The sequence below is a fragment of the Pseudomonas sp. GW822-FHT06B12 genome, assembly GCF_058799675.1.
Genome location: NZ_JBXALR010000016.1, coordinates 47,308 through 60,951, shown reverse-complemented (window position 1 = coordinate 60,951; position 13,644 = coordinate 47,308). Strand labels below are relative to the sequence as shown.

Here is a 13,644-nt window from a genome sequence, read left to right as displayed (position 1 = left end):
TCAATTCAGGCCGATAATCTGGTCTATCGCTCCTTGATAAACAACCCCAGAAAAAATTCACAAACACCGATTTCCTCCAGATTTTTTCATCGCTCATCAGTTTTTTGCACGATTTGCCGTTTTTCCTCGGATTTTTACACCCCCCGCCCCTTCCTCAGCAGCACATCCAGCTGATCCACCACTTCCGCCCAATCGGAATCGTCGAGGATGTCCTCGCGCAGGAAGTCCGCCTGGCATTGGGTCCAGAAAAACGCGTCGGCCAGGTGCAGTTCGGGTTTCAACGGTGAGTGGGTGGCGATGAATTTGTCGATGCTTTCGGCATCGTCGGGCAGGCCGAGTTGTTTGAACAGGTTGGGGAGGCTATGGGTAGGTGATTCCACGGGAATTGGCTCCTGAGTTTTTAGAGGGTCGGGGACTGCCGCGCAGTCCATCGCAGGCGAGCCGCGCTCCCACACACGGCGGTTTCTGTGGGAGCGTGGCTTGCCCGCGATGGTGGCGGTGCATTCACCGCCAATAATGGCTACTGACTCAGCTCGCACACCTCGGCATGGGGCACCATTTTCAGGTACTGGTCCATGCTCAAGTGCACGAGGTTGTTGTGGTTGCCGGCTTCGACGTAGATCTCTTTCTGACGGGTCAGCATCGGGTCGATGACCATGTCCAGGCCATAGGATTCGCCCAGGGCCGGAACGGCGCCGCGTTCGCAGTCGTTGAACAGGTGGGCCAGGGTGCTTTCGCGGGTGACTTGCCATTCGCCACTGCCGCGCACTTTGGTCAGGTCCAGATGCCGGCTGGCCGGCAACACGGCCATCAGGTAGTGGCCATGGTGGTCGTCGAGGATCACCGATTTCGCCACGCGCTCAGCAGGAATCCCCGCCACTCGGGCGGTTTCCAGGCTGCTGGCGGAGTGCGGGTGAGAGACTACGTCAAATTCGCAGCGCGCCTCTTCCAGGCTGCGCTGCACGGTTCTTGCCATACGCATGATGCACCTCGGTGTCCGTCGCAAGGCGGACGGACGATGATTAAACAGGTTGGCGTCTCTTCTAAAGGATAGGCCTGCTGCCAGAACCCGGTGATAAATCTGCTCACTGGAAACTTCCAGAAATTGATCAAAATTCATCCAGCCAAAGGCTCAACTAGACTATAAGCAGGGCCACTGTGTGGCTGGCAGACGGATGACTCTCCTGGAGGGTCTAGTGAACACTCGCTGGTGTTGTTTAGTGGCGCTGTTGTTGGGGTTGAGCGGATCGGTTTTCGCGGCGGACACGGTCGTGCTGATCGTCCCCAACCCGCTCGGCGTCTGGCTGATGATATTTGGTATTGCGTTCATCGTGGCCGAGGCGGTGCTGCCCAACTACGGCGTGGTCGGGCTGGGCGGCATCATGATGTTTGTGATCGGTGCGGTGATTCTGAGCAATACCGATGTTCCCACGCCGCTCATTATCGGCCTTGCGCTGATCAGCGCCCTGTTGTTGATCGCCCTGCTGATCCATGCCCTGAAAACCCGACCGCGCGAAACGGTCAGTGGCGATTCCGGGTTAGTCGGCAGCGTGACGCCGGTAACGGCGTTGCAGGCCGGCAGTGCCTATAACGGCTGGGTGCATTTGCAAGGCGAACGTTGGCGGGTACTGAGTGCCACACCGCTGCAACCGGGGCAACTGGTACGGGTGGTGGCGCGCAAGGGAACGCTGCTGGAAGTGGCCGCGACTGACGCGGCGCCACAGGGAGAATGATCATGGGTCTGCAACTGGGTTTTGCCGCGCTGTTGGTGCTGCTGATTGCACTGGCAGGATCGACCTTCCGCATCCTGCGCGAATACGAGCGCGGCGTGGTGTTCCAGCTCGGACGCTTTTGGCAGGTCAAGGGCCCGGGGCTGATCCTGTTGATTCCGGTGGTCCAGCAAATGGTTCGGGTCGATCTGCGTACGGTGGTGCTCGACGTACCGCCGCAAGACGTGATCACCCGCGACAACGTCTCGGTGAAGGTCAACGCGGTGCTGTACTTCCGTGTGCTCGACCCGCAGAAAGCGATCATCCAGGTCGAAGACTTCCTCATGGCCACCAGCCAATTGGCACAAACCACCTTGCGGGCGGTGCTCGGTAAACATGAACTGGACGAGCTGCTGGCCGAACGCGAGCGCTTGAACTTCGACGTCCAGCAGGTGCTGGACGCCCAGACGGATGCCTGGGGGATCAAAGTCGCCAACGTCGAAATCAAACACGTCGACCTCAACGAGTCGATGATCCGCGCCATTGCCAAACAGGCCGAAGCCGAACGCGAACGGCGGGCGAAAGTGATCCATGCCGAAGGCGAATTGCAGGCCTCGGAAAAACTCATGCAAGCCGCCGAAATGCTCGGCCGTCAGCCCGGTGCCATGCAGTTGCGTTATATGCAGACCCTGAGTTCGATTGCCGGCGACAAGAGCTCGACCATTGTCTTCCCGCTGCCGATCGAGTTGCTCAAGGGCATGGCGGATTTGTCGTCGAAGAATTGAGGTCGTGTCGCAACTGCTCCAGCGCTGCGTAAGGCCCGCGTGCCCAACACTCAACGCGTTCTCTGAGCAACGCCGAAGCTTCTCGTTGCTTGTCTTCGCCGTCGACTACGAACGTCTCGGCCGGTTGCTTGGCGTGCTGGCTTACGGCGCCGAACACCTGCGTCTGCTGCTCGGTATTCAGCGCAAAAAACCTGGCCAAACGTCCGTCCATGGCGCTCGGCAACTCACGGTAATTGACCGCCAGCCCGGTAAATTCGCGGCAGTGCTCACCCCCCAATTGCAGTAACCGCCCCACGCGCCGGGCGATGAAGTCTTCTTGTCCCTCGAACGCAGCCCCATCGTCCAGCGCGCTGGCGCCAATCATCCCCGGCACCATGTGCATGCCCGGGCGACGCAGGTGGGAGACGGCGATTTCCAACGGATCGCGGTAGACAAATAGCCAGGGCGTTTCAGGAAAACACTCGCGCAACTGCTTCAGTTCACCGATGTTCCAGGCATCCAGTTTGATCACCAGCCGTTGTTCCATCCCTCGGCGCGGCTGACCGTAGGCCGAGAGCAAACCGCGAATGGCCGCGTTGCGCTCAATCGGCGGCAGTGCGCTGCGCAGTAAGGCATCCAGTGGCGGAGGTTCGGAAATGACGATGTGGTTGTCGAGTTGCGCAAGCATTTGGCTGATCAGTGTCGAGCCGCAGCGCGAGGCGTGAAAAATGAATGCACTCGGCGCCAGCCCTGGACTGGTCGTCTGCCAATCACTCAGCGTTCTCAATGAAGTTTGGCGCCGGAAGGCCTGGTTGAATGGCAGGCGCAGAGCCTCCTCCACCGCATCGCGAAAAAACGGCTGACGCAACGGCTGATCACCAAACCAGCACCAATCGACCCGCCACTCCCCATCCTGCTTCCAGACGCGGATCGGCAACCAACCGTCGAGGTTCAGGCTCTCCATTGTTCGTTCCATTGGCGACGGCCATTGCGCATCGCCGCACGCAACTCCTCACGGGAGAACGCCAGGCCACGCTCGGCAGCCAGCTTCAGGGTGGTGGCAATAAAGGCTTCGTTGTCAGTCATGCCCTGCAAGGTCCGGCAAAGCTGCGGATCGCTTTCCAGCAGCCGTCGAAACTGTGCCAGCGCTTGCGCTGCATGACCGACGCCAGGCGCCGGCGTGGTTGAAACGCCCTCAACAATCGCCTGTTCCAACCAAGGGCCGGGCCTGCAATCGATCACCAGATGCACCCGCTCGCGGCTGTCGCGATTGTCGACGCTGTGGGGTCGCGACAGGTCGAGAAACCAGCATTCGCCGGCATTCATCGGAATACGCAAACCGTCGAGCAGAAAGTCGACGTTGGGCGGGCTGAGTAGCGGAATGTGCAGCCGCAGATCGGCCGTTGGCCCCTCAAGGTCGTAGTCGCGGTGTTCGTGAATGCGACTGCCCGGCCCCAGTTTCAGCAGCCTTGCCGAGACGATGTCCAACGGCAATGCCTGCAAGGCGCGTTGCCAGTGACTGTCTTGCAGCCATGGCGCGCGCAATACCGGTTCGCCACGGCCGGGTGACAGTTCCGTCAGCGCGTCGACCGCGCTGATCAGCGCCACACCGCTCCAGTCGCCGCTGAAATATGTGCTGTTGAAATGGTGGTGCCAGTCGCTGTCGCTGATCTGCGCCAACGCCTGCAACAGCAACGGCAGAGGCACCGTCACCGGCAGTCGGGAAAACGCCGGTCGAGTCATCGGTTCGGCAGCACCGCGCACTCGCCAAGCCAGGTCAACAATCGATCAAGGCAGGCGTCCACGGACAACTCGCCGGTGTCGAGCACCAACGCGGCCGAGGCAGGTGGCTCGTAAGGTGCGGAAATACCGGTGAAGCCCGGCAGTTCACCGCTGCGCGCACGGGCGTAATGACCTTTCGGATCACGCTGCTCGCAAACGTTGAGCGAAGCACTGCACCAGACTTCGCGGTAGTCCTCACACAAGCGCCGGGCGAAGATTTCTCGCAGTTCAACCAGCGGCGCAATCATCGCCAGAATCACGATTTGCCCGTTTTCCACCAGCAACGCTGCGACCTCGCTGGCGCGGCGGATGTTTTCCTGGCGATCCTTGTCGGCGAACCCCAGGTCGCGATTGAGCCCGACCCGCAGTCCATCGCCATCGAGTACCAGACTTTGCACGCCGCGCTCAAACAACGCGGCGTGCAGCGCCTGGGCCAGGGTCGACTTGCCAGCAGCCGGTAAACCGGTCAGCAGGATCGCCGCTCCGCGATGGCCGTGGCGGTCTTCGCGTTGTGCCCGGCTGATGCTGGCCGTGGGTGCCAGCAGATTACTGGGTCTGGGCATGGGCTGGCGGCACGGTGATGTTGCCGGCGGCCCACGCGTCCTCGCGGCTGGCCAGTGCCGTGGCGATCGACTGCACTTGCGTCGATTGCACCTGGTCCGGCAGCGGGTCGAGCCCGGCGCTGGCGAAGATCTGCCCGTAAGCGTTGCGCAAATCGGCGTACGACAGGTCGCGGCGCAAGTCGGCTTGCAGGGTGTTCAGTTCGCCCTGGATCAGCTCCAGCTCACCGATACCCGCTGCCTGATGGCGGTTGCGCAACTGGCCAAGAATCTGCCCGTCGATGTCCGACAGCTGCTGGTTGGTCTCGAACTGGCGCAGCGCTTCGCGGTAGTTGGCGTTGGCCACATAGAGCTGCGCCAGCACCGCGATCGACATCGCCTGACGGCGTGCCTTGGCCACCTCTTCACCGGCCTTGGCGACGTCGATGGCCGCCGGGGCGGAGATCACGTTGAACAGGTTCCAGGTGACTTTGACCCCGTAGTCGGCCCACTTGTCGTTGACCAGAAACGAGTTGCTGTCGTAGTGCCCGCCAGCGGAAAACTCCAGCCCCGGCAGCAGCCGCAGCATGGCTTTACGGGTTTCGGCGGCGCTGATACGTGTCTGATAATCCTGCTCGCGCAGTTCCGGACGGCTGGCCAGAGCTTCCTGCTCAAGACTGGCCATGCCGACCTTGAGCTCCGGAATCGGATAATCCTCCGGCGTCGCCAACGTCAATTCAGTGCCCATCGGCAGGTTGATCAGGGTCGCCAGTTCGGTTTTCGCCAACGACAGTGCGCGCCGCTGTTCTTCCAGTTGGCGGGTGGCTTCGATCAGCGAACGCTGGTACCCCAAGGCCTGCACCGGGTCGCCGATGCGCTGCTCGCTCATGCTCTGGCTGTTGTTGCGCGCGGCATCGACCCGCGCCATCAGGCTGTCGATCTGCTTGAGCAGGCGTTCGGCGGCCACCGCCCGCCAATAAGCCGAGCGCACGTCCTGAACGATGGTGTTGATGACCTTGCGCCGGCGCTCCTGAACGATCAGTCGTTGATCGCCCTGCTGCTTGGCGTTGATGTAGCTGACGCCGAAGTCGAGGACGTTCCAGACCATGGTCAGGTCGGCGACTCTGCGGTCGCGGTCCTGAGAGGTCGAAGGTTCGAGGGACTGGGTGCCAGTGCGCACGCTCTGGCTGCTGGCGCCGCTGGTGTTGTTGCGCCCTACATATCCGGCGTCCAGGGCCATGCGCGGCAGCATGTCGAAGCTGGCGAGGTCGAGTTGGCGCTTGGCCAACGCCTCTTCCATGATTTTCAACCGGCCTTCGAGGTTGTACTTCACTGCACGGGCCATGGCCTGATGCAGTGTCAGCGGGCCGCTAAGGGGTTCCTGGTCCTTGTACATGCTCGCCAAATCGCTTTTGGCGCGCTGCTCGCTGACGCTGCGTTCAATCGGTTCACTGGTTACCGCACATCCGCTGACTGCTAGCGCCAGCAGGCTGGCGCCGAATAGCTTCTGACTTGTTCTCATCCTTGGTTTGCCCCCGGGTACTGCATAATTTCAGGTTTTTATTCAGGCCTGCATTTCGCTGATGCCGACCTGTTTCAGAGCTGCAGCCAATGCCTGAATCTGCTGCTTCTCGGTGTTTTCAAGTTGTTGAAGTTGTTCGCCCAAGGTCAGCGCACCGTATACGCCGTGCAGGCCCTGTGATGCATCGCCGCCGTGCTGGATCAATCTGTCGCCGAACGCGTTGAACGAACTGTCGCTACTGTTCGATTGATGGCTGAACAGGCTCGACAGCGTGCTGCTGCCAAACACTCCGCCATCACCACCGCCAAAGCCCAGGAAGCCGTGGCCGGAACCATTCCCGCCGCTGTCGCCGCTGGTGAACACCTGAGCGATATAGCTTGGGCTCAGTGCGCCACGGTTGATGAAAATATCCCCCAGTGGGCGGATGCCATCGCCCAACACCCGTTGTTCGAACAGCGGTGCAAAGGTCAGCGGTGAACCGAGATTGCCGGTCGGTGGCGTGAAGACAATCGGTTGCAACGGCGGATTTGGTGCGCTTTGCTGCGGTGCCGGATTGCTGTTCAGTGGCGTCACCAAAGGCACCGTGTTGATTGCAAAATTGTTGGAGATCGCGACTCCAGTGCCGGTGTTACCGGCGCGGTCGGTCACATTACTGCTGTCCAGCCCGATGAAGTTGGTCGCATCGTTGATATTGGCCGTCGGGGTCAGGGTGGCGGTCCAGGTCTTGCCGCCGTTGCTGCTGCTCAGGTTGGTGAGGGTGCCATTGGCCACACTGATGTCGGACAAATCGAAATGCTTCACCGCTTCGCTGAAGGTGAAGGTCACCTGCGAGGTCTGGCCAACGCCCAGGTTCGGGTTGTCGATGACGATGGTCGCGGTGGGGCGATCACTGTCCAGGGCATAGTTGTTGGAGATGGCCAGTCCCGTTCCGGCATTGCCTGCAGCGTCGTTGACATTACTGTTGTCGAGCACAATCAGGTTGGTGGGGTCGGTCACGTTCGCCGTCGGCGTAAACGTCGCGGTCCAGGTCTTGCCACCGTCACTGCTGGCCAGGTTGGACAGCGTGCCGTTGGTCACGCTCAGATCAGACAGGTCAAAACCGCTCACCGCTTCGCTGAAGGTGATGGTCACCAGCGAAGTCTGACCGATGCCCAGCAGCGGCTTGGCGACGACGATGGTCCCGGTGGGACGGTCGGCATCGAGCACATAGTTGTTGGACAGGGCAACAGTACTGCCAGCGTTACCGGCGCTGTCCAGCACATTGGCGGTGTCGAGCACGATCTGGTTGGTGGCGTCGTTGATATTCGCAGTCGGCGTCAGGGTCGCTGTCCAGGTCCTGCCGCCGTCGCTGCTCAGCAGATTGGACAACGTGCCATTGGCCACGCTGAGGTCGGACAGCGTGAAACCACTGACCGCCTCACTGAAGGTGATGGTGACCTGCGAAGTCTGGCCAATGCCCAACAGTGGATTGGCCACCACAATGGTTGCGGTTGGACGTTGCGTGTCGATGGCGTAGTTGTTCGAGTCGGTGGTGCCCGTGCCCACGTTTCCGGACGCGTTCTGTACCCCGCTGTTGTCCAGGGTGATGTGGCTGGCGGCGTTGGTGATGTTCGTCGTTGGGGTGAACGTTGCGGTCCAGGTGATGCCGCCGTCGCTGGAGCTGACGCTCGTCAGTGTGCCGTTGGCGATGGTCAGGTCGGCGTTGCTGAAACCGCTCACTGCTTCGCTGAAGGTGATGGTCACCAGCGAGGTATCGCCCACCTTGAGTGCGTTGTCGGCCACCACGATGGTCGCGGTCGGCCGCACGGTATCGATGGTGAAGTTGCCGGAGTTGGTGATCCCGGTGCCCGCATTGCCGGCCAGATCGGCTACTCCACTGTTGTTCAGCGAGATGAAGTTGGTGGTGTCGTGAATGCTGGTGGTGGGCGTGAAGGTGGCGGTCCAGGTAATGCCGCCATCGCTGCTGCTGACTGCGGTCAACGTGCCGTTGGGCACGCTCAGGTCACTGTTGTCGAAACCGGTCACGGCCTCGGAGAAGGTGATGGTCACCAGCGACGTCTGGCCGGCTGCCAGCGTTGGCGAGGCGACCACGATGGTCGCGGTCGGGCGCTGGCTATCGATAGCGTAAGTATTGGAATCGGTGGTCGCGGTACCGGCGTTGCCGGACAGGTCGGTAATCCCGGCATTGTCCAGAGTGATCACATTGCCGCTGTGAGTGACGCCGTTCACCGGAGTCAGTGTGGCGGTCCAGGTCACACCGCCATCGCTGCTACTCACCGCACTCAGCGTACCGTTGTCGATCGTCAGGTCGGCGTTGGTAAAGCCGGTCACCGCTTCACTGAAGGTGATGGTCACCAACGAAGTCTGACCTATCCCCAACGCAGTGTCCGTCACCACGATGGTGGCCGTCGGGCGCACGGTGTCGATCGCGTAGTTGTTCGAATCGGTGGTGCCGCTGCCGACGTTGCCGGAGCCGTTCTGCACGCCGGTATTGTCCAGGGTGATCAGGTTGGTGGCGTCGGTAATGGCGTTGGTCGGGGTAAAAGTCGCCGTCCAGGTCACACCGCCATCGCTGCTGCTGACCGCGGTCAGCGTGCCGTTGGCAATCGTCAGATCGGCGTTGGTGAAGCCGGTCACCGCCTCGCTGAAGGTGATGGTCACCAGCGAGGTGTCACCGATCTTCAGTGCGTTGTCGGCAACGATGATGGTCGCCGTCGGACGCACGGTATCAATGGTGAAGTTGGCAGAACTGGTGGTGCCGCTGCCCGCATTGCCGGCCAGGTCAGCCACGCCGGCGTTGGCCAGGGTGATCAGGTTGGTCGTGTCGTTGATGCCTGCGCTCGGGGTGAACGTGGCGGTCCAGGTTATCCCGCCATCACTGCTGCTCACAGCGGTCAGCGTGCCGTTGGGAATCGTCAGGTCGGCGTTGGTGAAACCCGTCACCGCCTCGCTGAAGGTGATGGTCACCAGCGAGGTTTCACCGGCGGCCAGCGTCGAGTCGGCCAGCACGATGGTGGCGGTCGGGCGCTGACTATCGATAGTGTAAGTATTGGAATCGGTGGTCGCGGTACCGGCGTTGCCGGACAGGTCGGCAATCCCGGTGTTGTCCAGCGTGATCACATTGCCGCTGTGGGTGACGCCGTTCACCGGAGTCAGTGTGGCGGTCCAGGTCACGCCGCCATCGCTGCTACTCACCGCACTCAGCGTACCGTTGTCGATCGTCAGGTCGGCGTTGGTAAAGCCGGTCACCGCTTCACTGAAGGTGATGGTCACCAACGAAGTCTGTCCGATCCCCAATGCAGTGTCCGTCACCACGATGCTCGCCGTCGGGCGTACGGTGTCGATGGCGTAGTTGTTCGAATCGGTGCTGCCGCTGCCGACGTTGCCGGAACCGTTCTGCACGCCGGTATTGTCCAGGGTGATCAGGTTGGTCGCATCGGTGATGCTGGCGCTCGGCGTAAAGGTCGCGGTCCAGGTGATGCCGCCATCGCTGCTACTGACCGCGGTCAGCGTGCCGTTGGCAATCGTCAGGTCGGCGTTGCTGAAACCACTCACCGCCTCGCTGAAGGTGATGGTCACCAGCGAGGTATCACCGATTTTCAAGGCGTTGTCCGCAACCACGATGGTCGCGGTCGGCCGCACGGTGTCGATGGTGAAATTGCCGGAGTTGGTGGTGCCGCTGCCCGCATTGCCGACCAGGTCAGCCACGCCGGCGTTGGCCAGGGTGATCAGGTTGGTCGTATCGTTGATGCCCGCGGTCGGGGTAAAGGTCGCCGTCCAGGTGATACCGCCATCACTGCTGCTGACTGCGCTGAGCGTACCGTTGGGGATCGTCAGGTCGGCGTTGGTGAAGCCGGTCACCGCCTCGCTGAAGGTGATGGTCACCAGCGATGTTTCACCGGCCGCCAGTGTCGGGTCGGCCAGCACAATCGTGGCGGTCGGACGCTGGGTGTCGATGGCGAAGTTGTTCGAGTCGGTGGTGCCGGTCCCGGCGTTGCCGGAAAAGTCGGACAAACCGGTGTTGTCCAGGGTGATCAGGTTGGTCGCATCCGTGATGCTGGCGCTCGGGGTAAAAGTCGCGGTCCAGGTGATGCCGCCATCACTGCTGCTGACCGCGGTCAGCGTGCCGTTGGCAATCGTCAGGTCGGCGTTGGTGAAACCAACGACCCCCTCGGAGAAGGTGATGGTCACCAGCGAGGTGTCGCCGATTTTCAGCGCATTTTCGGCGACCACGATGGTGGCCGTCGGCCGAACAGTGTCGATGGCGTAGTTATTGGAGCTGGACGTACCCAGGCCGATATTGCCCACCGCGTTTTGTACACCGGTATTGTCCAGGGTGATCAGATTCGTCGCATCGGTGATGGCGTTGGTCGGGGTGAAGGTTGCCGTCCAGGTGATGCCGCCATCGCTGCTGCTGACCGCAGTCAGCGTGCCGTTGGCAATCGTCAGGTCGGCGTTGGTGAAGCCAGTCACTGCCTCGCTGAAGGTGATGGTCACCAGCGAGGTTTCACCGATGGTCAAAGCGTTGTCGGCGACCACAATGGTCGCGGTCGGGTGCGCGGTGTTGATCACGTAATTGCCCGAATCGGTGGTGCCGCTGCCCGCGTTGCCCGCCAGGTCACTGACACCGTTGTTGGCCAGAGTGATCAGGTTGGTGGCATCCAACACCCCATCAGTCGGGGTGAACGTGGCGGTCCAGGTGATACCGCCGTCACTGCTTGTCACCGGACTCAACGTGCCATTGGCGATGCTCAGGTCGGCGTTGGTAAAGCCACTCACCGCTTCGGAAAAGGTAATGGTCACCAACGAGGTTTCGCCGGCCGTAAGGGTACTGTCAGCCACCACAATGGTCGCGGTCGGGCGCACCGTATCGATGGCATAGTTGTTCGAATCGGTGGTGCCGGTGCCCGCATTACCGGCCAGGTCGGCGATCCCGGTGTTGTCCAGGGTGATCAGGTTGGTGGTGTCGGTGATGCTTGCGGTCGGGGTGAATGTCCCGGTCCAGGTGATCCCGCCATTACTGCTGCTGACCGCCGTCAACGTGCCGTTGGCAATCGTCAGGTCGGCGTTGGTGAAACCGCTCACAGCTTCAGAGAATGTGAAGGTGACCAGTGAGGTGTCGCCGATTTTCAGTGCGGTATCGGTGAACACGATGGTCGCCGTCGGCCGTACGGTGTCGATGGCGTAATTGTTGGACGTGCTGGTGCCAACCCCGGCTGTGCCCAGCGACACACTCTGGACCCCGGTGTTATCCAGGGTGATCAGGTTAGTGGTGCCAGTAATGGCGTTGGTCGGGGTGAGAGTCGCCGTCCAGGTCACCCCGCCATCGCTGCTGCTCACCGCGCTCAGCGTGCCGTTGGCAATCGTCAGGTCGGCGTTGGTGAAACCGGTCACCGCCTCAGTGAAGGTAATGGTCACCAGCGAGGTCTGGCCGATGTGCAGGGCGCTGTTCGCTACCACGATGGTAGCGCTCGGTGCCGGTGCATAGGCGGTGTTCACGGTGCCGCCGTCGTTGAAGATATTGTTCACGGCCGCCACGCTGGCACCAGTACTACCGCCGCCCAGCGCCGGACCGCCGGAGCCACTGCCACCGACGTTACCGGACAGCGCCGCGAAGTTGGCGGCGGTCATCAATACCGTACCTTTGTTCCAGATCGCACCGACGCCTTTACCGGCCGCACCACCGGAGTCGGCGGAACCGCCCAGGCCACCACCGCCGCCACCGCCACCACCGGCGGCGATGTTGCCGGAAATCACCGAGGTGCCAATGACTGTCAGGGTGCCGCTACTGGCGTTGTAAATACCACCGGCAGCCGACGCCCCGGCCCTGCCGGGCTTGTCCCAACCGGAGCCGCCACCGCCACCACCGATAGAAATCGTGCCGTTGTTCGCCGTACCGCCGGCGCCACCGCTGCTGTAGTTGGCAGCCCCCGCGCCGCCCGCGCCACCGCTGCTGCTACCGCCGCGACCGCCCATGTAGTTGGGGTTGTACCCGCCACCGTTACCGCCCGTGTTGGCACTACCGCTCGTACCGCCGTACACACCCGTGCCGAAACCGGAGGTGCCACCATGACCGCCGGCTTGCCCGCCCAATGCACCACCGCCGCCGCCACCGCCACCGACCGCGCCACCGACGTAAGGTGAGGTAACCCCGCCACCGCCACCGCCACCCGAAGCGGCGTTGCTGGTCACGGTGACGTTCTTGAGGGTCAGGTTGCCGGAGTTGAAAATACCGCCGCCCATGGCCGCCGCGCCGTCCGTACCGGCGGCAGCACCATTGCCGACCACCAGGCCTTGTTTGATGATCAGCCCGTCGAGGGTCGCAGTGACCCCGGAAGCGACCTGAAGCACCCTGGTCTTGTACTGACCGTTGAGGGTCACATCGGCAATGCCGTCGTGGTTCAGGTCACCTTCCACTGTGACGTTCTTGGTAATGGTCAGTTGCGCGTTCAGATTGACCGTCATGGTGGTGCTGAACGTCACCGTGTCACCCACCACGGCATCGCTCAGCGCCTGACGCAATGAGCCGACCCCACTGTCACCGTTGTTGGTGACCGTCAGGGTCGCCAGGCTGTACTGATACGCAGCCATGGACTGGGCCGACAGCACGTTATGGCTCTCGATGGTGCCAGTGGCGATTTCCAGATCCCAGTCACCGCTCACACCGGTACGGTTGTTCGACGCGGCGATATCGCGCCCGGTAAGTTGCGCCAGCGAGTCGACAAAGCTGATGCCCTTGTCACCTGCGGCGGTGTTGCAGGCGTAGATCAGAATGTCACCGCCGACGTTCATGTCATTGCCGATGCGCGCCAGCACCGCGCTGCGAGCCGCCACGTTATCGGCCGACAGGTAAGTGTCGCCCAGCCACAGGTCGCCGCTATTGCCGTGGGCGATGATTTCCACGGTACTCACGCCGTGGTGGGTATCCAGATAATCGGCGATTTGCTGCAAACCATCCTTGGTCGGGTCGAGCTGGACCACCTGGGTGCCGGGTGCCACGCCTTTGAGCAGGCTATCGGCGTCCTTGATGCGCGAGTCGACGAACACCACGCTCTGGCCGGGTACGGCGGTGGGCGTCGCAGCAGGCGCGGGCGTAGCCGCTGACGTGTTGTCCGTCTGGCCGTGGGTGTCCTTGCTGGCCACCGGATGGTCGGCAACCGGTGCCTTGGCAGCGTCCGCCGTGGCGTGGCTATCAGCTTGGGCGGCGGTATCGGCAACCGTGGCCGCCACTGCGCCGTCGAACAGCATTCGCGGTTCCAGGGACATGATCATTGGCGATGCCAGGACGCGCACGCCCTTCGTGACCTGCGACTTGCCTTTGCTCCACC

The 13,644-nt window shown here is 62.0% G+C and carries 9 protein-coding genes; 2 read left to right on the top strand and 7 right to left on the bottom strand.

The genetic code is table 11. The features are described 5' to 3' along the window. Nucleotides 1-134 precede the first annotated feature (134 nt). Entirely contained in the window at nucleotides 135-380 is a 246-nt protein-coding gene (locus AC1RKH_RS26060) for a DUF2789 domain-containing protein (protein ID WP_262113198.1), read from the bottom strand. Nucleotides 381-520: 140 nt separating this feature from the next. Further along, nucleotides 521-982 (bottom strand): aminoacyl-tRNA deacylase, encoded by a 462-nt coding sequence (locus AC1RKH_RS26055; protein ID WP_123427343.1) that lies wholly within the window; start codon nucleotides 980-982, stop codon nucleotides 521-523. A gap of 214 nt (nucleotides 983-1,196) precedes the next feature. On the opposite strand from AC1RKH_RS26055, the gene AC1RKH_RS26050 reads away from it, so the two are divergent. Next, the gene (locus tag AC1RKH_RS26050; protein ID WP_493064223.1) at nucleotides 1,197-1,733 is read left to right on the top strand and encodes an NfeD family protein; all 537 of its coding nucleotides are present in this window, start codon (nucleotides 1,197-1,199) and stop codon (nucleotides 1,731-1,733) included. Nucleotides 1,734-1,735: 2 nt separating this feature from the next. Further along, a complete protein-coding gene (locus tag AC1RKH_RS26045) occupies nucleotides 1,736-2,494 on the top strand; it encodes a slipin family protein (RefSeq protein WP_493064224.1) in 759 nt (252 codons plus the stop codon). Here AC1RKH_RS26045 and AC1RKH_RS26040 read toward each other — a convergent pair. The 5 genes from AC1RKH_RS26040 to AC1RKH_RS26020 are packed head-to-tail and all read right to left on the bottom strand — an operon-like array spanning nucleotide 2,460 to nucleotide 13,588. Then, nucleotides 2,460-3,437, bottom strand: coding sequence for a sulfotransferase family protein (locus AC1RKH_RS26040; protein WP_493064225.1), 978 nt, complete (start codon nucleotides 3,435-3,437; stop codon nucleotides 2,460-2,462). The genes AC1RKH_RS26045 and AC1RKH_RS26040 overlap by 35 nt on opposite strands. After that, on the bottom strand, nucleotides 3,425-4,216 hold the full coding sequence (locus tag AC1RKH_RS26035; RefSeq protein ID WP_493064226.1) for an aspartyl/asparaginyl beta-hydroxylase domain-containing protein: 792 nt from the start codon (nucleotides 4,214-4,216) through the stop codon (nucleotides 3,425-3,427). Before AC1RKH_RS26035 ends, AC1RKH_RS26040 begins: the two co-directional genes overlap by 13 nt. Beyond that, nucleotides 4,213-4,818, bottom strand: a complete 606-nt coding sequence (gene cysC / locus AC1RKH_RS26030; RefSeq protein WP_493064227.1) for an adenylyl-sulfate kinase — start codon at nucleotides 4,816-4,818, stop codon at nucleotides 4,213-4,215. Before cysC ends, AC1RKH_RS26035 begins: the two co-directional genes overlap by 4 nt. Further along, a complete protein-coding gene (locus tag AC1RKH_RS26025) occupies nucleotides 4,802-6,316 on the bottom strand; it encodes a TolC family protein (RefSeq protein ID WP_123427352.1) in 1,515 nt (504 codons plus the stop codon). The genes cysC and AC1RKH_RS26025 overlap by 17 nt, the downstream gene beginning before the upstream one ends. Before the next feature lie 42 nt (nucleotides 6,317-6,358). Next, entirely contained in the window at nucleotides 6,359-13,588 is a 7,230-nt protein-coding gene (locus AC1RKH_RS26020) for an Ig-like domain-containing protein (protein ID WP_493064257.1), read from the bottom strand. Nucleotides 13,589-13,644 lie beyond the last annotated feature (56 nt).

Excerpts from the sequence above, each read along its gene's own strand:
- AC1RKH_RS26045 (WP_493064224.1), top strand. The coding sequence starts at position 1,736 with ATGGGTCTGCAACTGGGTTTTGCCGCGCTGTTGGTGCTGCTGATTGCA.
- AC1RKH_RS26025 (WP_123427352.1), bottom strand. The coding sequence starts at position 6,316 with ATGAGAACAAGTCAGAAGCTATTCGGCGCCAGCCTGCTGGCGCTAGCA.
- AC1RKH_RS26055 (WP_123427343.1), bottom strand. The coding sequence starts at position 982 with ATGCGTATGGCAAGAACCGTGCAGCGCAGCCTGGAAGAGGCGCGCTGC.
- AC1RKH_RS26020 (WP_493064257.1), bottom strand. The coding sequence starts at position 13,588 with ATGATCATGTCCCTGGAACCGCGAATGCTGTTCGACGGCGCAGTGGCG.
- AC1RKH_RS26040 (WP_493064225.1), bottom strand. The coding sequence starts at position 3,437 with ATGGAGAGCCTGAACCTCGACGGTTGGTTGCCGATCCGCGTCTGGAAG.
- AC1RKH_RS26035 (WP_493064226.1), bottom strand. The coding sequence starts at position 4,216 with ATGACTCGACCGGCGTTTTCCCGACTGCCGGTGACGGTGCCTCTGCCG.
- cysC (WP_493064227.1), bottom strand. The coding sequence starts at position 4,818 with ATGCCCAGACCCAGTAATCTGCTGGCACCCACGGCCAGCATCAGCCGG.